Raw genomic sequence first — 18,215 nt, 5'->3', positions numbered from 1 at the left:
GCCGATAATAATCTTTGACACAATGCTGTTAGAGGAGAGATTATTTTGGCCAATAGAGGTTTGAACGTAGGCAAGCAAGCACCAGATTTTGCTTTGCCAGGAACACATAATACAAAATACAGCTTATCAGACTTTGCAGGTCAGCCTGTTATTATTGTTTTCTTAAGAGGCACTTGGTGACCAAACTGCCGAAATCAGCTGGTTCAGCTGAATGAACAATATGATTTCTTAAGAGAAAAGGGGATTCAGGTTCTTGGAATTGCCGGACAAAATATTAATGGAATCCAGGCGTATGTCGATCAGGAAGGCATCAAGATCCCGATTCTTTCTGATGAAAAGAGATTAGTGATTAAACAATACGAGGTGTTTGTTCCAATAAAATGGGACAGTTTCCGGATAGCGATACCTAGCACGTATGTCTTGGACGAAAACCACGTGATTCGCTACAGCTATATCGGGGATTCCCAATTTGACCGTCCAGCGATGGATGGTATTTTGAATATTGTCCAGGAAATCCATCAATCAGGTCAGGATGGAGAAGAAGCAAATGAACACGGACAAGCAGGGGTATTCGTTGGTGCAATGAAAGAAACCTTCAATGATATTGTTTTATCCACCCAGACGATTAAACAGAGTGTGAATCGTAATCTAGTTTCTATTAATGGATTGGAGAGCGAGCTCACTGAAAATAAAGAAGCACTATCCCAATTTTTTACCGTATTTGAACAAATGGAATCAAAGATTAGCATGTACAGCGGGGCAATTGAAGAAGTAGCAGTGGGCTCTGTTGCTGTCATAAAGGATAATCAGCAGGCTGTCGAGCATATGAATCAAACATCAGAATTGTTAAAGGAACTTGTAAGTTTAACTAAAATCATTGGCAGCATCAGCTCAACGATATCATCGATTTCAGGACAAACGAAAATCTTGGCCTTAAATGCTTCCATAGAAGCAGCACGTGCAGGTGAACATGGTAAAGGATTTTCTGTGGTGGCAAAAGAAGTTGGCAAGCTGGCGGCTGCCTCTGCAGAAGCTTCACAAAATATATCGACACAATTAGAAGGAATAGAGAACAAAATCAGTTCAAGTTTTTCTTCATTCACTGACTTTGATGACCTTATGCAGGAGATAGACGCAAAGGTGAAATCGCAAAATAAAGAGCTCGAAAATGTTTCATCTGGTATCTTATCCATTAGGGATGACAGCATGTCCCTTGCAGACCGTTTGCGAAAGATCACAGAACAGCACGAAACCCAGCAAATGAAAATCAGCTCAGTCAAACAACAGGAATTGAATATATCCTCCGAAATAGATGGAATTCAGCAGGACATTGAAGAAAATAATAGACTAGTGTCTGAGCTCGACAAGAGATTTTTATAGCCAACAGGAAAGCCCCTATGTAAGGAATAGGGGCTTTCTTCATTATTTTGTTACTTCGTTATCCAGATAGGATCTCAGTGTTTGCTGTAACGTACCTTTGGTTTCTGCCTTTTGGTCAAAAGTGATTCCTGCATGTATCATTTGTCTTACAAGCTCGGGACGCATTCCAGTAATGACAGCGTTTGAACCCATCATCGATACCCCGCTCAATACTTTTTGGAAATGGGAGATGACGTTCATTTCCATGTCTGCAATCCCAGATAGATCCATAATCAATGTTTGGACCTTCAGTTTTGAAATATCCATCAGGACCTTCTCTTCAATAATCTGCATTCTGTAGTCATCCATCATACCGATTAGAGGAAGTACAGCAACAGTAGCGCTGACAGGGATAATTGGAACAGATAAGTGTTCAACCAATTTCCTCTGTGAGTTAAGCAGTTCATCTTTGTACTTTGTATAAGTAAGGAAGAAGGTATTAAGGAATTGGTCAACTCGGTCATTGATCCTTTTTTCGAGTTGGAAGAATTCCTCGCGGTCAGAAAATCGGTCATACATTTGATCATATTTATTAAGGAAGTGCCACAAAGTTCGGCGAATGGCCTGAATCCATTCCAGCTTGAAAGCAACAGTCAACGAATGTTCTGCCCAGGCAATCCCCTCTTGTTCAGCAAAAGCAACCAAATTCTCTTCTTGCTGCTCCACTATGTAGACAATTAAATTTTCAGCGTTTTTTAAAAGGTCGATATTCCCTTTTTGAAGAATCTCATTAATCTTCGAAGCTACATTCACCGCTTCTGATAACAAGTGTTGTTCGAAAAGTTCCCTATTGGATTGAATGAAATCGGTCACTTCATCTCTTTGGTTAAAAGTTGATTCCATTTTTATGTACACTCCCCGGCAATATACTAAAATTATTTAACAACATCTAGATAGTGTTAAGTCTCCTTAATTTAACTGTAACAAACAATAAAAGTAAACTCAAATAATCCAATACCAGACAGGCAGATATTCTTTTTTTTGAAGGATATATGCTTAGAAAATCGAAATAGTTATTAGCTGTAGATTTAAAAATTTATTATTTAGCATACTTAAGGAGGAAAACAATGGGATGGTACATCATGTTATTATTGCATACTTACCGATAATATACCGGATCCATCGACGACTTGATTTTCTGTAAAAAGAGGTTGAGCGATTGAGTAAAGACAAGCAATAAAATGGGGGGGCAGAGAATTTAAGGTGATTATAAATATATTATGTTAAGTTTTTTTGTCCATGCTACAAAGCTCAGTTACATAGTTAATTGGTTCAGCATTGGGAAATGATATGGGGGAGCCTCTTGTGTGGAACAGAATCGAATGTCTTGCAATTTATACAAATGATATTGATAAGTCAGTGAAATTCTATCAATCAATGGGTTTAATCAAGGCTTGGGAAACCTATCAAGACGAGGGAAAACTTTGGCGTCTTATTGGAATGAGATTTCCTGATGGCAATTCAGAGTTAGTATTAAAGAACAATCCGAATTTAAATTTTGCTGAAATCGAAATTGTCGTTGCAGATGTTAAGGATTTTTACGAAACATTAAAAACTAATACGGAAATAGAGTGGATACGCACTCCATTTCCAAACTCTTTAGGTGGACACGTAGCAGTAATGAAAGCCCCGGATGGCAATGTTTTTGTTTTAGTCGGGAACTAATTTAATAGACAATTATTCAACGGGTGTTTATCTTTAATACGGATTGATTAATAAAGATGCCTGGAGCCTTATGATATGCTCCAAGCATTTTTTATGCTAATTTACTTTCCCATTTAATCGTAAGGTAGTATTTAACTCTAAAATGCATCTATATAAATTTTCTCTTCAAGTCCTGTTTTGACAGAAATAAATTTATCTTCCTGGAAGTATTCTAAATCAGGTTTCATAAAGACAAGTTCAAAATTACCTGTTATAGCAGAGTATATGATGACCGCTTTTTTATCATCAATATTGCCAGATGAACCTGTTAGGTCAACAACATCCAGTTCATCGAATGAAGGGACATGACGATTGTGATCAAAGCTTTCAAGCTTACCGTTCCTTGCATTTAAATTTAATATGGTCTCCGTCTCTAAAGGGGTATACAATGTATAACCTTTTACTTTAGGGACAGCTTTGAAGCTATAAACCTTATATCTGGAATCATCCGCAAAAGAGTTGAAATTAAAACCCAAAGAAACGAGTTCAAGATTTAAATCTTTTCCATAAATTTTTTCTAAATAGGACATGGCCTTTTTTTCTGCTTCTTTTTGGTCCATGATTGGCCCATCCCTTAATGGTCCAGTATCTCCAAAGTAATGAGTGATTTGTCCACTAATTGCATCAATTTCTCCTCCATAGCCATTACCAATCTCAAAACGGTAGACATACATGGCATTGACTGGGTTTTCCTTTTTTAAGTCGATATCATCCTTATTAATGTCCAGAGTGGACGCGATCCTACTTTTTAACTCCGCCTCTCTCAGCACTTTGATTTGTTCAGGCATTTTGTGAAAACGGGTATAGCTGTAGCTTAATAAATTTACATTTTCATAAAATTTATCCAGCTTTTTTACGTCCAGAATGTGGAGGTATGAACTGTAGCCATGGTGAGTTTTCGAATATTCCACACTAGTGATGTCTTCCTGTTTCTTAAAGTATTCCTTAAGTGCCTGGAATGCTGCTTCATCGGTTTCAGACCATCTACCCTGGTTATAGCGAGTTTTCATTACTTGGACCATGGAATTCAATCTTTGGGTATTTAGGCTAAGATGGAAGGCTGTCGAGTCATAAAATTTGCTTTCAATAAAGTTCATATATTCTTCAATCTCCATTATTCCCTCGAATAACTGAAAAAACGTTTGCTCAATGTGCATAAGATCGCTCTGTTCTTTATTTTTAATAGAATCGAACATTTGTGGTGAGTTTTCAATCGCAACATAATAATCGCTAACAGCCATGAACATTTTTTCCCGTTCATTTACATAGTCAGTTAAAATCATAGAAAAAATGATCACTGCTAGCACGACAGAAATAAGCCGCAGACGAGTCAGCTTCATTTTTAAAATGATCTTTTCATCTAGTGATTGAGGTACTATAGGCTCTTCAATTTCATTTATTTGAAATGATTTCTCTCCTGTTTCGTAAAAAGTTTTGCATTCCTCACATTCCTTCAGATGCTCATCAACTGCGGTTTTTACTGAAGGACTTAAGTCATCTTCTAAATATAATGGATATAAATCCTGTACAACATCATGCTCCAGCTTCATTCTCCATCCTCCATTTCTCGGTAGATTTCCCTGAATCTCTTCCGTGCTCGGTATAATCCAACTTTTACCTGGCCGGTTGATTCGTTTGTTATAAGGGCAACTTCTTCATATGAAAGGGCATTGACATCACGCAGGATAATATACGTTCTGTAATTTTCCGGCAGCTTCAGTAATGTTAGCTCGATTTGATGCTGATCATCGGAACGTTTGTAATGATCTGGCTGTTGGGACCAGTGCATGTCAATTAAATCTGTCTGGAACTCCATTTTGTTCTGTTTCTTCCTGCTGTAATTGATATATGTGTTCCTTGCTATTTTAAAAAGCCAGGTTTTCAATGAGGAATCACCACGAAAGCTCGACAGTGACTGGAAGGCCTTGAAAAATGTATCCTGGGTAAGATCTTCGGCAATATGCTGATTTAAAGTTGAGCGATATAAGTATAAGAAAATCGCATTCTTGTAGGTCTCATATAATTCAATTCTTGGGTCTGACATTTCATCCCCCTCTCTCTGGAAAACATAGACAGTTGAAACCGGGTAAAGTTACACGTGTATTTTAGAAATATTTATAAAGAAGGTTAAGAATTCACTAGTTAATGGTAAAATTATCTAAAATATTAACATGAATTACATCGGTTAAGATTTTTATTTTTGTAGTTAAATTAGGAGTGATTTTATGATGTTAACTTTAAAACCGATTACAAAGCATAACTGGGAAGAGGTAATACAGTAAAAAGTTAAGGAAGAGCAAAAGAACTTTGTCGCTTCTAATTTGTACTCCATCGCTGAAGTCCAATTTCTTGATCAGTTTACAGCAAGTGGTATTTATGCAGGAGATCAGATGGTGGGGTTCGCGATGTTTGGCATTGATCGGGACGACAATAATTATTGGATTTATCGTTTAATGATCGATGAGATGCATCAGGGTAAAGGCTATGGATCTGCGGCGGTAAAATTAGTAGTTGAAAAGATTAAAAGAATGAACACGAACGGAATCCCAACGATCATGATTGGCTATAATCAGGAGAACGAAGGGGCAAGAGCTGCGTATAAGAAAGCCGGATTTATGGAGACAGAAATAGCACCCTGGGGAGAGCAGTTGGCTGCTTACAAACTTAAGGCTGAGGTTCACTGATATGACGGACAGTTAATTAGAGAAGTCCGGAAAAGTGTCTGTCATCAAGGTTATGACGGACAGAAATGAGAGGAAGACCTGGAAAAGTGTCCGTCACCAAGGTTATGAGGGACAGAAAATTAGAGAAGAACCGGAAAAGTGTCCGTCATCAAGGTCATGACGGACAGAAAATTAGAGAAGTCCCGGAAAAGTGTTCATGATCAAGGTCATGACGGACAGAAAATTAGAGAAGTGCCGGAAAAGTGTCCGTTATCAAGGCCATGACGGACAGAAAATTACAGAAGTGCCGGAAAAGTGTCCGTCATCAAGGCCATGACGGACAGAAAATTACAGAAGTGCCGGAAAAGTGTCCGTCAATAAGGTCATGACGGACAGAAAATTAGAGAAGTCCCGGAAAAGTATCCGTGATCAAGGTCATGACGGACAGAAATCATAGCAAACAAGGAAAAAGTGTCCGTCACTAAGGCTAAGGGTTTGTTAGCTGACCTTAAGGTTTGTTTCCTAATTTACTGAATGAAATGATTCGTGTCACTATACTTGTCAGTGATCCGAGTATGGCACTCCCAATGATATCGGATGGGTAGTGGTGACCAACCCAGATGCGGGAAAAGCCAGTTAACGCTGATATCCACATCATGATTGTTCCTAATTTCCGATGGAACATCAGTATAGTAGTCGACGCTGCAAAGGCCAAGATTGTATGCTTGCTTGGGAAGGACGAATCCATTTTGGACGGAATGAGAATCCCGACTCGTCTTTTTTCGAAAGGGCGCGGTTTATCGTAAAACAATTTTATGAAAAATTGCACCACAAGACTTAGTAGCACTGAACTTCCCGTTTCGATGGCAATTTGTTTGTTTTTCCGGTTTTTGAACAGCAGCACAAGGATTATAAAAGCATAAACATAACGGCCCCGATTTGAAATGAAAATCATCAGGTTATCAATGGGCGAAAGTCGTCCTGAAAGCTTGTTAATACGCTGAAAAAGTCTTAAGTCCATATTGTTCTCCTCATGGTTTTTATCTTAATTTTCCCATGTCAGAAATAATAATGTGAAAAAGAACGGACTTATAAATGGAAAGTTTACTTATGGGTGGAGGGTTAGTCGGATAGAGGGGAAGAGAAGCAAATTTATTCGAGGATAAAATTTTCCCAAGTTTATTTTTATCAAAAAAAAACAAGCACTCTGGAAGCTGCTTGACCAATGGCGTTAGCAAACTTCTTTCTCTTAGGCTGGGGTATTGTGTTTTTCATTTGCCAATATCCTCCCCGCCCGGGTTACTGCTTCCTATTCGAAATAATTCTAGTCCTCTTAGTAAGGCATCACCCCCAAAACCCGCCATGATTGACATCAAAAAAACTCTAAGTAATGAGTCCGCTTCGGATGAGACCACTAAAAGTGCGGCTGCTAATGAACCGGTAAGGATTTCTTCCAAGAAACCAAGGTAAATGAATTTCTTTGTTCTTCGGGGCATGATGATCTTGCCTCGTTTTCTCACATGAGCTGTCAGTCCAACAAATCCACCGATGACCATTGCGAAAATAACGTTTTCTAACAAATTGATCACTCTCCTATTTTTGTTGGTCTACCCTCAGTAACTCTAGGGTGTATTACTATTATACAAGTAGTAATGTTGGAAAAGCATGTGTAAATTTATCGAATTTTCAGTAAATTTTAATGGTAATAAATATGTGTAACTTTTTGGTAAAAATTATTATTTGGGACCTTTAAAATAAGTTACAGGCCTTTAGGCTTAAAGAAGGGATACAAATGAGTGTATGCGAATCAAAGAAGAGCAATTGGAAAGGGGATCACGAATGTTTGTTTTGAATGTAGAAGGCGCTATTTACAGGGAAGGAAAGTGGCTGGTTATTGAAAGGAGCTCCAAAGAGGAACATGCTGGAGGGCTTCTTTCGCTTGTTGGAGGAACCGCAGAAAACGAGGGGTTCTCAAAAGACTTGATTGAGAGGACTTTGAAAAGGGAGCTCTTCGAGGAAGTGGGCATCACAATAAATGATGATGTTAAATATGTTCGGAATACTTCTTTTGTTCTTCCGGATGGAAGGGAAGTACTCGATCTCGTATTTTATTGTGAAATTGACACTGGCGAACCATATCCAAAAAGTAAAGATGAAGTTGAGGCAGTATATTGGATGACGGCAGCAGAAATTTTTGCCCATCCCAAAGCTCCCCTCTGGTTAAAAGAAAGCATTGAAGAGGCAGAGAAAATAAATAACAAATTGCAATACAAATGATGCCGCCTTTAAAAGGTGGTATTATTTTTGCCTAAAAAAGGAAATACGTGTCGACTTAGCGAATAAGTATAGGTATTTTTCAACTTTGAAATGTGAGGTTGCGATTATGGACGCTGTAGAAGAATTATTGACAAAAATTGTGTGTGCTGGTCGTCAAAATAAACGCGTCATTATAGGTGTAGATGGTCTCAGCAGGTCAGGAAAAACGACATTTGTGAGGAAATTCGCTTCAATTCTTTCTGAAAAACAGATTGAAAATATGGTCTTTCACCTGGATGACCACATAGTTGGACGGTCAAAAAGGTACAATTCCGGCCACGAGGAATGGCAGGAGTATTATTTCTTGCAGTGGGATGTAGAGTGGTTAAAGAAATCCTTGCTTGATAACTTGATCCATCAAAATGAAATTGAACTCCCGTTTTATGATAATAAGTTGGATCAACATGTTTATCAAAAGCTGCAGTTGACCGGGAAAGACGTCTTTATTGTTGAAGGGATTTTTCTCCAGAGAGAGGAATGGAGACCATATTTTGATTTTACCGTCTTTATAGATTGTCCAAGAGATATAAGGTTTGCACGGGAACGCTTTCAAACCCAGCAGAACATCGAAAAGTTCAGGAACAGATACTGGAAAGCTGAGGACTACTACATGGAAAAACTCCGGCCAGTAGAAAAAGCCGATCTAGTCATTCCTTATTATGAACTGATTAACTAAAACTGCAGGTGATGGAAAATGATTTGGAAAAAGCTATTTAACTTTGGCAGGAGTAAGGAAACCGAGTTTATAGTAGAACAAAGCGGAATTTCACAAGAGGCACTAGCAATAGTCAAAAGAAGTATAAATGGTAGAATTCATCCTTTTTACAAAGTGGATTTGTATACTGAAAAACCAGCTGAAATTACGGGGATTTGTGTGGAAGCCAAACAGGAAAAAGCGGAACAATTGGTTTTGAAACTAAAAGAGCAACTTAAGTCGATAAACTATTTGCCTTTTATATGCGAATCTGATCGTGAAAAAATCGGCATCATTCCTGGATCAGACCAGTTTGATATCCTTAGGGTCCAGCAGACGAATGGGGATAACTACGATATTAGTAATGAAAAGGTTATTTCTAAGCTCAAGGATTGGTATAGACGTTATCCATTTATCATCATTGGCGCAGATTACGATTGGGTAGAAGCGAACTTTGAAGTTTTTCCTGAAGGGAAAGCCCTAAAAGCATTTGCAAAAGAAATCTACAAATTCTGTCCTGATATCGTGGAACAAGGATCAGGAAGCATCAATGGTTTAATTGAAGAAATGGAAGAAACAAGGAAGTTGTACTTATGGTGGGACTGATATGAAAAATAAAGTGCTGCGACACAAATTATTAATAGTTTCTATTTTTATTGGCTGGATTGGGGTGACCATTAATCCTCTCTTTGATTCCGTCACTGTCACTTCGGATTATGATCTAACCAATCATAGACTTGGACTGCCATTGCCAGTAATTGAACAGCATACCTCGTTGACCCCGTTGGAGGACGCCTATCCGTTTGAACTGGGATTCGTTAGTCCGCTAGAGCATCCCACAACATTAATAGCAGGAAACTATTTGATTCTTGTGGTGACAGCAGTGTTTGCTGTTTATTTGATTTTATTTGGTATTGTGTCTTTGTATAAAAGGATTAGGTGATGCTTGATGTCTAATGATCTCTCGATGAAATTCAGAAGATTTGCGATTCATGAATGCAGTGAGTCTAGTCCGTTATATGAATTTCTTTCTTTAAAAATCGCTGAAGATGCAGAGATGATACAACTGGCATCATCAGCACAAAAGGGGCAGCCAGTGCCCAATCTGTTTTTCGGTGCTGTCCACTTTTTATTATTGAAAGAGTATAAACATGCCTTAACGGATTTTTATCCGATCATAACAAATCATCCAGGGAAGGCAGAAGATTCATATCCTGCTTTCGTGCATTTTTGCCGGCGATACTCTGAAGAGATTATTGAAATATTAAAAACTAAAATCGTCCAGACGAATGAGGTCAGACGATGTTCATATCTATATCCTGTATTCAGTCGCATTTCTCATCTGACTAAAAAGCCATTGGCGCTAATTGAAATCGGAACAAGTGCAGGTTTGCAACTATTCGTGGATAAGTACAGTTATTCATATGGCACAGAAGAGATTTTCGGGAATCTTGATTCGGAAGTCCACCTTAGATCAGAAATAAGAGGAGATCAATCACTTTTGAATCCATTGCACCATTTTGATGTTGCAACAAGAATAGGAGTCGACCTGCATATAAATGATGTTAGAAATACAGAGGAATACTTATGGCTAAAGGCATTGATCTGGCCAGAACACAGTGAAAGACAGGAGTTATTTGAAAAAGCGGCAAGCTATATAGGCAATCAGAAGTTGAGTTTAATTCAGGGAGATGGAGTGGAATTGCTTAATTCATTTGTTGCTGAAATTCCAACAGATCAGACTATCTGTGTTTTCCATACCCATGTTGCCAATCAAATGCCTGTCGAGACTAAGGAGAAGCTTCTGGGGCAAATAAAAGAAATAGGAAAACGAAGGGCAATTTTTCATATATACAATAATATTTATGATGCAAAGCTTCACCTCGATTATTATCTCGATGGAAAAGAAAGCTTGAACACCATTGGCGAAACCGAAGGCCATGGCCGCTGGTTTAAACTGTTTTTTTAGGATGTTGAAATTTTTCTGTTAGGGTGAATTTTATGGATAAAGGTATTTTAGTGATTTCTTTCATAGGTATGACCATAGCCATTTTATACTTTATTTATCATCTGTTTATTAGTAAAAAGACAGCTGGATTGGAGCAAGAAATAGAAGAGAAGATGAAGGCCCGTCCAATCGCCAATGTTATTCGTTATTTGATCTTCCTTTCTATCAATTCATTCCTTGCAAATAGGTTTTTCGACATTGGTTGGTTGCTATGGATTAGTTTTTTTTCAGCAGTTGCTTTATGGATCTTGCTGGTAGACCATCAGTTTAACTTTTCATACTTAATCAGTAGCATTATTATTCTTTTGATTTATTTGGGAGCTGGTGTACCGAACCATCAACAATCGTTTCTAAATCATATCAGTGATCATACAGAATACAATTGTTTTAGCATTGAATGTGTGAAAGTCTCTCAAGTGGTGATAGAGGATGAGTTGAAGACTGAGATCGAAACTTATTCGATCCAGGGCTACTCGTTTGATTGGTATTTTCTGTTCGCCAAAGGAGCATTATTTCTAAAAGATGAACAAGGTAATATGGAGGAATTCACAGGTGTTAACATTGGTGGCCTGTGGCTGCTGGAAAAATAACTATGAACAGGAGTGGGGATATGATTAGCGGTGATAAAAGATTACTAGCTGAAAGATGGTTCAGTGAATATTTTACAGAAGGTAATCTCGATGTGATTGATGAACTGACTACAGAGGGCTTTATTTACCATTCGCGAAATGGCGAAAACTCACGCAGATCGATGGTTGATTTCATGAAATGGTACCGATCCGTTTTTCATGACGATGTTTGGGTGCTGGATGATTTGATTGAACAGGGCAATAAGCTGGTAGTACGTTACACCGGCTGGATGACATACAAAGGCGGCTGGTTCGATATCCCGTCTGAAAATCAGCGTGTAAAAGAGACGGGTATCATGATTTTTACATTTGAAGGCAGTAAAGTGAAGGAAATGTGGTGTGAGAATAGCGATGCTGGTATTCTCTATGATTTGGGTGCACTCAAGAAAAACACTCATGAAGTATTTTAGGAGGAAAAGGCATGGCTGGAATGATATTTTGGCTACTTATTGTGGCGTCAGGCTTCCTGTTTTTTTGGGGCTTGATAAATAAATCCTGGAAGCTTCTACTTATGTGTGGAATGGCCGTAACCCTTCCGTCCCTATATTTTCTGGGAGCTAATAATGCATTTAGGCTGTTAGCTCTAGTTCTATTGCTTCCCTTCGGATTGAGTTATTTTTTTGCAAAACATAGAAAGGAAAGCAGATAAGTGGCAGCAAAACTAGCGGCAAACATTTTTTATATCAACGGAGGGGAATATGAAAATTCGATTAGCCAATCAAGGCGATATTAATCAATTAATAAAAATGAGATGGGACTTTACACTCGAGGATTACACTGAAATGGGGGAGGGAGTGGAGTATAGCTCCTTTGAAGAAGAATGCAGAGGTTTCCTCGAATCTGCGATGGAAAGTGGGCAATGGTTTGTCTGGATTGCCGAGAATAACGGAGAAATAGTTTCCCATATTTACATTGAATTGATCCATAAGGTACCACGTCCAGGCAGGATTACCAATCCGTTTGCTTATATGACCAATGTATATACTGTTCCCGAATATAGGGGAAAAGGGACTGGGAGCAAGTTGCTGTCACGTGTCAATGAATGGGCTGAAGAAAAGAAGTTTGAGTTCATCATCGTGTGGCCCAGCGATACGAGCATCGAGTTTTATGGAAGAAATGGCTACACACAGTGTACGGAGCCAATGGAAAAGCATTTTTAATGTGGATAGTTCAATGAATTTTCCTTAAGTAAATTTTTGGAATATTTGAAACCTTCTTCCTAGATAAACGTATTAACATTTATCTAGGAAGAAGGAGGAATAATGATGGCGCGTTTAAGTTTCAATACAGAGAATTCATCTAATATAATCCTTGTGACAGCAATTATTTTAATCATCAGTAGTTTGTTCATGCCTCTCGTTTTTGTTTATATTATTCAGGATTATCTTTACCTATCAGCTGATAAATGGTTTTATGATACACCATCATCTGCGTATGTAATTTTCATGGTTGGCATGCTTTGGATAGCGGTAACTCTATTTCTGTATTTATTTTTCACGTGGAAGTTCGAATGGAAGGGCATCAAGTGGATCACACTTCTCATTATGCTAGGCTGCGTACCATTCTTCATGTTCGGCGTGTCAAACTATTATTACCTTGATGACCAGGGAATGCATTTTAATGATTATAAAACGTTCAACACCGTCAACTCCTATTATTGGGAGGATGTAAAAGAAGCAAAAGAAATTTTCGTGAAAAGTAATGGAGTGACCGTAGTGGACCATTTAAATCTTGTCACAAAAGCTGGAGATGTAATCGAACTGCCTTATAACAGCAAGGTGCAGAACAACAGATTCAAAATCATGGAGAAGCTCCAAGAAAACAATGTTCCCCTGACTAATAATATGGGAGATTTATATGAATGAGTTAAAGTTAAAAAGAAAATATGGTGACCGGGCTGATTGGACTCGTGTTGTTAAAAGGGAATTCATTCAGGATTTCTTCGATGAAGATGGTTTTAAGGGTCACGTTACCATGTTAAAGGTAATCAAAATAACTGAACCTTTACATGCCCAATACGGGGATAAGAAGGTCTGCATAATAGACGAAGGGTATACCTGGCTGCAGCATTTTCCTAAGGGGGCACGTCATTCAGTCACAACAATGTTTAATGTGGCAGGGGAAATTGTCCAATGGTATATCGATATATGCTATCAAAATGGCATTGATAATGATCGCCCGTGGATGGACGATCTCTTTTTGGACATTATTATCCTTCCTGCAGGAGAAGTCTTTCATAAAGATGCCGATGAACTAGAGTTGGCTTTATCTTGTGGTGTTATTGATGATGAACTTTATTATATCGCGGTCTCTGAGGCTGATGCTATAAAGAAACAGATCGAAGGGAATCAACTTAATTTGCTTCATTTAACGAAGGTACATAAAGAGTGTTTGGAACAGAGGCTAACTAGTCGACGGATTTGAGGGGTGTAAAATTGTTTGTGAAATTATATAGTTACCATATAAAATCGGACAAAGAAGAAGAATACCTAAAAATCCAGCAAGAAGCAGATGGTATTTATTCTAGCTTCATTGACGAAAAGACACTTCATCTCCAAAGCAAGAAGGATAAAACGAAATGGCTGGAAATACACATCTATAAGAATGAGAAAATCTATAATGACTGTATTCAAATCATAGATCGGCAGCCGGAAATTCAGGTATTGTACAAGCGCTTTCTTGAAGTGATCACCTCGAATGAGGAAATGGCAGAAGAAGACTATCAACTGATTGATTTAAAAGCAAATAGAATCAGGACTGGGGATTGAGATGAAAAAACTTACTACAGGATTACTTGTGATTTTTCTTTGCATTGTAGGGTGTAGTGCCAGTTTTGAACCGGAGCTTACTAGGATGGATGTGCAAAAAACATCTGAAGAGGGCCAAAATAATGGTGAAGAAAAGATCATTGCCTCAAATGAAAGGCTAAAGAAAATCCAGCAAGCATTCGGTAAAGTTAAGTGGTCACCTAACACGAAAGCTGAAATGGCAAGGAAAGAAGATATAGTCGCCACGTTTTTCATTCAAGAAGAAAAGAAAATGCCTGAAAGATTATATCACTATCGGATATGGTTTGAAGGAGAAACGGCTACGATTATCAGTGATAATGAAAATGAGGGTTACGGAAGGTTAACAGATAAAGTGCAGGTAGATGTTCTTGAATCTGAATTGTTGGCTGGGGAGTAGGGGATAACCATGATAAGCAAAAAAGAGAACCGGATTTCAATTCTGCTATATATAGTATTTCTGATCGGCCTGCTTTTAGCGATGAGTATTGTATTAACAGATATCGACACGCCAAATTCCTTTAGATTTGTAATTGGGTTTGTTATATTCCTGCTGTTATTTGGGCTTTTTCAAATGATCCTCGTCATTATGAGTATTAAGAAATTGCCTGGGATTGATATTAAAAGGCGGATATTGAAATTCTCGGGAACCTTTGTATTCTTAATGACTGTAACTTATATCTCAAACTATTTACTTTGGCCAGAGCGGCTTGATAACCTGGACTTTGGAGCTCCTCTTGGGTTGGCTCTTGGCATCACCTTTTATGATTTATTGTTTAAAAAAAGTGAGGAGAGGTAAATTCGCTTCATTTCTCCTCACTTTTTAAACTAACTTACAGAATTAAACGCAGGCGGATACTCAATTTTTCCCTGTAATCCATTCAAGGAGCCTTTCTTTAACTCAAGTGCCATGAATACTTCGTCTGGCATAGGAAAAGGAGAATCTATTCCAAACTGGCTTGCTGGCGAAAAGCCAAACCGAGGGTAAAAGTTCGGGTGCCCAAGGACAAAAATATGATTATATCCTAAAGCTCTGCAAGCTTTGATACCTTCGTTGACGAGATCAGAACCGATTCCGCTATTTTGATAACCTGGTTTCACAGCCATTGGAGCAAGACCTAAAGTAGGAACAGTTCCTTGCTCGGTAACAAGGTGGATAATACTAAAAAGGATATGTCCGATGACTTCTCCGTCATCTTTAACAGCGACTAGGCTAAATTCAGGGACAAATTGTTCTGATTCCCGTATTAGTTCGACTAAACGTGCTTCATTTTCTCCCGTGTCAAAAGCCATAAAATTAGTCTCTCTTATTCCTGAATAATCATCAGGATTTTCCTGACGGATGATGTAATCATTTTTTTTCATACTTCTTGTACTCCCTCCATATCAGGTTGGAAGTTTTAGATTCCGAGTCAGTAAATTCTTTATAATATTGTTGTTCATTTTCGCCAGATATTGAGTCTGCTTTATTTAACAATGTAATAAGAAAGTCTATTTTAAGGTTAATTTCCTCTTGGTTCTTTGAGTGATCCGAATCTTTCTTTACAGAAACTGCTAATTGATGATAATCATCTGCAAGTGAATCGAGTATGTCTCCGATGACTGAGATTTTTCCGTTCATCGTATAATATTGTCTGCTTAGTCGAGTTATTTCTCCTATGTGAGAGGCTAATGTGATTTCACCTTCCTTTTCTTTCAATATCTTGATCCATATGTTTGGATCACCATCATTCTCCAATATAAATAGAGAGTCCCGAATTGTCCGTTGGAAGTTGTATCCTAGTTGACTCTCAAATTCAGTAATTCTGTTGTACTGGTAAATATTAATGAAAAATCATAAAGCAATGAGAGCAATATTTATGTAGATGATTTTTTTAGATTTCATAAAAACTTCCCTTAAGCAGATTTAGGATTATTTTAACAGTTTATTCCTAATAATGGTATTAGAGTTTTTGCCTATATTTTATATTTCATTTCTTTCACTAAATGACTGATTATCTGTTATGATAAAAGCTGGCTTTTTTGCCGGAATCAATAGTCGAGGAGAACCTGAATGACAAATAAACTTCCATTTACAATAAGTAAAAACGATACATTCTTTGATTTATTAGGGGATTACATTGGTGATGTCTTTTACGATATTTTGCCTGAAAAGGGCTATGAACTCCGTGATGAGCAGATTTATATGGCCTTCCAGGTGGAGCAGGCCTTTAAGAATAAAGGAATTGTGTTCGCCGAAGCTGGCGTCGGTACCGGAAAAACCTTCGTCTATCTTATTTATGCCATTCTATACGCAAGATACATGGGCAAGCCGGCGATTGTTTCCTGCTCTGATGAAACACTGATCGAGCAGCTCGTAAAAGAGGGCGGGGATATCGAAAAGCTCGAAAAGGCGTTAGGGTTGAAGGTCGATGTCCGATTGGCAAAAGCGAGAGAACAGTATGTGTGCGTGAAGAAGCTTGATGACCTTTCAAACACGTCAAATGAAAAAGAAATCCTGGACGTCCATGACCAGCTGCCAGATTTCATCTTTGATGAAGGGATTTCTATGAATTCATTCACTCGTTATGGCGACCGGAAGGAATATCCATGGGTCACGAATGAAAAATGGGCATCAATGGCCTGGGATCCTCTTCAGCAATGCTCAACATGCAGCTGGCGCCACCGCTGCGGCCAAACTTTGAATCGTGATTACTATCGTCATGCAGGCGATTTAATTATTTGCTCACATGACTTTTACATGGAGCATGTCTGGACGAAAGATTCTCGTAAACGGGAAGGGCAGATGCCATTGCTGCCAGAATCAAGTACCGTGATTTTTGATGAGGGCCACTTGCTTGAGTTCGCAGCGCAAAAGGGGCTAACATACAGGTTCAACTCACAAACTTTGAATACTGTCCTGACGGGATATATGCACCAGGATGTCCGTGAGGAGTCTCTTTATTTAATCGAAGATATTTTAGAGCTTCATGATGCATGGTTTGACCTTTTAGTGGGAAATTCGTCTTTAGTCGAAGGATCTAATCGTAAAGAAGTGCAAATGTTATCGAGTATCCGAAAAACAGCAGAAACCTTGGAGAAAAAGGTTTCCGATTTAATGGACCAGCTAGTATTTGACTCGGAAATGTTCCTGATTGACGAATACCATTTAAAAATCATGGAAGAATACCTCGAGTTTTTTGCATACGGTCTTTCAATTTTCTTAAAGAACGACGAAGGGATTTTCTGGCTAGAAGAGAATGAAGTGCAAACATCGCTAGTCATCATGCCTCGTCTCGTTGAGGATATTTTGAAAAAAGAAGTATTCGCCCAAAACATCCCGTTTGTATTTTCTTCAGCGACCCTGTCCCAGGCTGGAGATTTCAGCTATATAGCGAAAAGCCTTGGAATTGAAACATACTCATCCTTTACTGTAGCTTCACCATTCGACTATGAAGAGCAAATGGAATTCGTAGCACACATCGAGGATGATGAAATAAAGAAATGGAACAAAATAGGGGATGACATTATAAGTAAGAATGGCAGCTCGCTTGTGCTCTTCTCTTCTATGCAGGAAATGGAACGATTCCGGGCATGGACTGAAAAACAAGAATGGAGTTTCCCAATCTTGTTTGAGGGAGACCGTGAAATCAGTGAAACCGTAAAGGAATTCCAGAATGACATCGATTCTGTTCTCTGTTCCTACAACCTGTGGGAAGGCCTCGACGTACCAGGAGAGTCACTGATTCAAGTCATCATTTCGTCATTGCCATTCCCGCCTCATGACCCAGTCTTCCAGGCGAAAAGAAAGCATGCGGATAATCCAGCTGCTGAGGTAGATATACCATATATGCTCCTACGCCTAAGACAAGGAATGGGACGATTGATCAGAACCAATCAAGATAGCGGAACCGTACATGTATGGCTTAATCAAAATCAAAAAGCTGCGTACTATGAAGAGTTAAAAGGTGTATTGCCTGTTCAAAATATTCAATGGAAATAGAGAAATCCCGAAAG

25 protein-coding genes are annotated in these 18,215 nt (G+C 38.5%); 18 read left to right on the top strand and 7 right to left on the bottom strand.

Translation table 11 applies throughout. The features are described from left to right. Window positions 1–45 precede the first annotated feature (45 nt). The gene (locus TY49_RS14375) at window positions 46–1,380 is read left to right on the top strand and encodes a redoxin domain-containing protein (RefSeq protein ID WP_369390080.1); all 1,335 of its coding nucleotides are present in this window, start codon (window positions 46–48) and stop codon (window positions 1,378–1,380) included. A gap of 42 nt (window positions 1,381–1,422) precedes the next feature. On the opposite strand, the gene TY49_RS14370 is transcribed toward TY49_RS14375, so the two are convergent. Beyond that, a complete protein-coding gene (locus tag TY49_RS14370; protein ID WP_041966596.1) occupies window positions 1,423–2,262 on the bottom strand; it encodes an STAS domain-containing protein in 840 nt (279 codons plus the stop codon). 462 nt (window positions 2,263–2,724) lie between these two features. Between TY49_RS14370 and TY49_RS14365 the strand changes: the two genes are divergently transcribed. Continuing rightward, window positions 2,725–3,084: a VOC family protein gene (locus tag TY49_RS14365; RefSeq protein WP_041966595.1), complete on the top strand. Its 360-nt coding sequence runs from the start codon at window positions 2,725–2,727 to the stop codon at window positions 3,082–3,084. 137 nt (window positions 3,085–3,221) lie between these two features. Here the strand turns inward: TY49_RS14365 and TY49_RS14360 are convergent, their stop codons facing one another. After that, window positions 3,222–4,673, bottom strand: a complete 1,452-nt coding sequence (locus TY49_RS14360; RefSeq protein WP_041966594.1) for a zf-HC2 domain-containing protein — start codon at window positions 4,671–4,673, stop codon at window positions 3,222–3,224. Further along, complete coding sequence (locus TY49_RS14355) at window positions 4,670–5,167, bottom strand: RNA polymerase sigma factor (protein ID WP_041966593.1); 498 nt, start codon at window positions 5,165–5,167, stop codon at window positions 4,670–4,672. Before TY49_RS14355 ends, TY49_RS14360 begins: the two co-directional genes overlap by 4 nt. 277 nt (window positions 5,168–5,444) lie before the next feature. Between TY49_RS14355 and TY49_RS14350 the strand changes: the two genes are divergently transcribed. After that, window positions 5,445–5,807 (top strand): GNAT family N-acetyltransferase, encoded by a 363-nt coding sequence (locus tag TY49_RS14350; protein WP_369390076.1) that lies wholly within the window; start codon window positions 5,445–5,447, stop codon window positions 5,805–5,807. Window positions 5,808–6,294: 487 nt separating this feature from the next. Here the strand turns inward: TY49_RS14350 and TY49_RS14345 are convergent, their stop codons facing one another. Both TY49_RS14345 and TY49_RS14340 read right to left on the bottom strand, forming a co-directional pair. Continuing rightward, window positions 6,295–6,807, bottom strand: a complete 513-nt coding sequence (locus tag TY49_RS14345) for an undecaprenyl-diphosphatase (RefSeq protein WP_041966592.1) — start codon at window positions 6,805–6,807, stop codon at window positions 6,295–6,297. Window positions 6,808–7,057: 250 nt separating this feature from the next. Next, window positions 7,058–7,366, bottom strand: coding sequence for a DUF4257 domain-containing protein (locus tag TY49_RS14340; protein ID WP_156972693.1), 309 nt, complete (start codon window positions 7,364–7,366; stop codon window positions 7,058–7,060). Between the two features lie 259 nt (window positions 7,367–7,625). On the opposite strand from TY49_RS14340, the gene TY49_RS14335 reads away from it, so the two are divergent. From TY49_RS14335 to TY49_RS14270, 14 genes are all read left to right on the top strand, one after another. Further along, entirely contained in the window at window positions 7,626–8,063 is a 438-nt protein-coding gene (locus tag TY49_RS14335; RefSeq protein WP_041966591.1) for an NUDIX hydrolase, read from the top strand. 106 nt (window positions 8,064–8,169) lie between these two features. Further along, window positions 8,170–8,778, top strand: a complete 609-nt coding sequence (locus tag TY49_RS14330; RefSeq protein WP_041966590.1) for a kinase — start codon at window positions 8,170–8,172, stop codon at window positions 8,776–8,778. 18 nt (window positions 8,779–8,796) lie between these two features. Next, window positions 8,797–9,402: a DUF4253 domain-containing protein gene (locus TY49_RS14325; RefSeq protein ID WP_041966589.1), complete on the top strand. Its 606-nt coding sequence runs from the start codon at window positions 8,797–8,799 to the stop codon at window positions 9,400–9,402. Window position 9,403: 1 nt separating this feature from the next. After that, window positions 9,404–9,739, top strand: coding sequence for a hypothetical protein (locus TY49_RS14320; RefSeq protein WP_041966588.1), 336 nt, complete (start codon window positions 9,404–9,406; stop codon window positions 9,737–9,739). Between the two features lie 6 nt (window positions 9,740–9,745). Beyond that, window positions 9,746–10,765, top strand: coding sequence for a DUF2332 domain-containing protein (locus TY49_RS14315; protein WP_084135488.1), 1,020 nt, complete (start codon window positions 9,746–9,748; stop codon window positions 10,763–10,765). A 32-nt stretch (window positions 10,766–10,797) separates the two neighbouring features. Continuing rightward, window positions 10,798–11,394, top strand: coding sequence for a hypothetical protein (locus TY49_RS14310; protein ID WP_041966586.1), 597 nt, complete (start codon window positions 10,798–10,800; stop codon window positions 11,392–11,394). Window positions 11,395–11,414: 20 nt separating this feature from the next. After that, entirely contained in the window at window positions 11,415–11,843 is a 429-nt protein-coding gene (locus TY49_RS14305) for an ester cyclase (protein ID WP_041966585.1), read from the top strand. Window positions 11,844–11,854: 11 nt separating this feature from the next. Next, entirely contained in the window at window positions 11,855–12,082 is a 228-nt protein-coding gene (locus tag TY49_RS14300) for a hypothetical protein (RefSeq protein ID WP_041966584.1), read from the top strand. A 49-nt stretch (window positions 12,083–12,131) separates the two neighbouring features. Then, complete coding sequence (locus tag TY49_RS14295; RefSeq protein ID WP_041966583.1) at window positions 12,132–12,593, top strand: GNAT family N-acetyltransferase; 462 nt, start codon at window positions 12,132–12,134, stop codon at window positions 12,591–12,593. Between the two features lie 102 nt (window positions 12,594–12,695). Continuing rightward, window positions 12,696–13,298 carry a hypothetical protein gene (locus TY49_RS14290; protein ID WP_156972692.1) on the top strand — a complete coding sequence of 201 codons (603 nt, stop codon included), beginning with the start codon at window positions 12,696–12,698 and terminating at the stop codon, window positions 13,296–13,298. Next, a complete protein-coding gene (locus TY49_RS14285; protein ID WP_041966581.1) occupies window positions 13,291–13,857 on the top strand; it encodes a ribonuclease FAU-1 family protein in 567 nt (188 codons plus the stop codon). The genes TY49_RS14290 and TY49_RS14285 overlap by 8 nt, the downstream gene beginning before the upstream one ends. Before the next feature lie 11 nt (window positions 13,858–13,868). Further along, the gene (locus TY49_RS14280; RefSeq protein ID WP_041966580.1) at window positions 13,869–14,201 is read left to right on the top strand and encodes a hypothetical protein; all 333 of its coding nucleotides are present in this window, start codon (window positions 13,869–13,871) and stop codon (window positions 14,199–14,201) included. A gap of 1 nt (window position 14,202) precedes the next feature. Beyond that, a complete protein-coding gene (locus TY49_RS14275; RefSeq protein ID WP_041966579.1) occupies window positions 14,203–14,619 on the top strand; it encodes a hypothetical protein in 417 nt (138 codons plus the stop codon). 9 nt (window positions 14,620–14,628) lie between these two features. Beyond that, complete coding sequence (locus tag TY49_RS14270; protein WP_041966578.1) at window positions 14,629–15,018, top strand: hypothetical protein; 390 nt, start codon at window positions 14,629–14,631, stop codon at window positions 15,016–15,018. 29 nt (window positions 15,019–15,047) lie between these two features. On the opposite strand, the gene TY49_RS14265 is transcribed toward TY49_RS14270, so the two are convergent. Then, window positions 15,048–15,584 (bottom strand): GNAT family N-acetyltransferase, encoded by a 537-nt coding sequence (locus tag TY49_RS14265; protein ID WP_041966577.1) that lies wholly within the window; start codon window positions 15,582–15,584, stop codon window positions 15,048–15,050. After that, the gene (locus TY49_RS14260) at window positions 15,571–15,957 is read right to left on the bottom strand and encodes a hypothetical protein (protein WP_156972691.1); all 387 of its coding nucleotides are present in this window, start codon (window positions 15,955–15,957) and stop codon (window positions 15,571–15,573) included. Before TY49_RS14260 ends, TY49_RS14265 begins: the two co-directional genes overlap by 14 nt. A 315-nt stretch (window positions 15,958–16,272) precedes the next feature. Between TY49_RS14260 and TY49_RS14255 the strand changes: the two genes are divergently transcribed. After that, the gene (locus TY49_RS14255; protein ID WP_041966575.1) at window positions 16,273–18,201 is read left to right on the top strand and encodes an ATP-dependent DNA helicase; all 1,929 of its coding nucleotides are present in this window, start codon (window positions 16,273–16,275) and stop codon (window positions 18,199–18,201) included. Window positions 18,202–18,215 lie beyond the last annotated feature (14 nt).

Source organism: Mesobacillus selenatarsenatis SF-1 (assembly GCF_000813125.1).
GTDB lineage: Bacteria > Bacillota > Bacilli > Bacillales > Cytobacillaceae > Mesobacillus > Mesobacillus selenatarsenatis.
This window is presented reverse-complemented; position numbering and strand designations above follow the sequence as displayed.

Coding starts and splice junctions, on each gene's coding strand:
- TY49_RS14370 (WP_041966596.1), bottom strand. CDS start 2,262: ATGGAATCAACTTTTAACCAAAGAGATGAAGTGACCGATTTCATTCAA.
- TY49_RS14360 (WP_041966594.1), bottom strand. CDS start 4,673: ATGAAGCTGGAGCATGATGTTGTACAGGATTTATATCCATTATATTTA.
- TY49_RS14355 (WP_041966593.1), bottom strand. CDS start 5,167: ATGTCAGACCCAAGAATTGAATTATATGAGACCTACAAGAATGCGATT.
- TY49_RS14345 (WP_041966592.1), bottom strand. CDS start 6,807: ATGGACTTAAGACTTTTTCAGCGTATTAACAAGCTTTCAGGACGACTT.
- TY49_RS14335 (WP_041966591.1), top strand. CDS start 7,626: ATGTTTGTTTTGAATGTAGAAGGCGCTATTTACAGGGAAGGAAAGTGG.
- TY49_RS14330 (WP_041966590.1), top strand. CDS start 8,170: ATGGACGCTGTAGAAGAATTATTGACAAAAATTGTGTGTGCTGGTCGT.
- TY49_RS14325 (WP_041966589.1), top strand. CDS start 8,797: ATGATTTGGAAAAAGCTATTTAACTTTGGCAGGAGTAAGGAAACCGAG.
- TY49_RS14320 (WP_041966588.1), top strand. CDS start 9,404: ATGAAAAATAAAGTGCTGCGACACAAATTATTAATAGTTTCTATTTTT.
- TY49_RS14315 (WP_084135488.1), top strand. CDS start 9,746: ATGTCTAATGATCTCTCGATGAAATTCAGAAGATTTGCGATTCATGAA.
- TY49_RS14310 (WP_041966586.1), top strand. CDS start 10,798: ATGGATAAAGGTATTTTAGTGATTTCTTTCATAGGTATGACCATAGCC.
- TY49_RS14305 (WP_041966585.1), top strand. CDS start 11,415: ATGATTAGCGGTGATAAAAGATTACTAGCTGAAAGATGGTTCAGTGAA.
- TY49_RS14300 (WP_041966584.1), top strand. CDS start 11,855: ATGGCTGGAATGATATTTTGGCTACTTATTGTGGCGTCAGGCTTCCTG.
- TY49_RS14295 (WP_041966583.1), top strand. CDS start 12,132: ATGAAAATTCGATTAGCCAATCAAGGCGATATTAATCAATTAATAAAA.
- TY49_RS14290 (WP_156972692.1), top strand. CDS start 12,696: ATGATGGCGCGTTTAAGTTTCAATACAGAGAATTCATCTAATATAATC.
- TY49_RS14285 (WP_041966581.1), top strand. CDS start 13,291: ATGAATGAGTTAAAGTTAAAAAGAAAATATGGTGACCGGGCTGATTGG.
- TY49_RS14275 (WP_041966579.1), top strand. CDS start 14,203: ATGAAAAAACTTACTACAGGATTACTTGTGATTTTTCTTTGCATTGTA.
- TY49_RS14270 (WP_041966578.1), top strand. CDS start 14,629: ATGATAAGCAAAAAAGAGAACCGGATTTCAATTCTGCTATATATAGTA.
- TY49_RS14265 (WP_041966577.1), bottom strand. CDS start 15,584: ATGAAAAAAAATGATTACATCATCCGTCAGGAAAATCCTGATGATTAT.
- TY49_RS14255 (WP_041966575.1), top strand. CDS start 16,273: ATGACAAATAAACTTCCATTTACAATAAGTAAAAACGATACATTCTTT.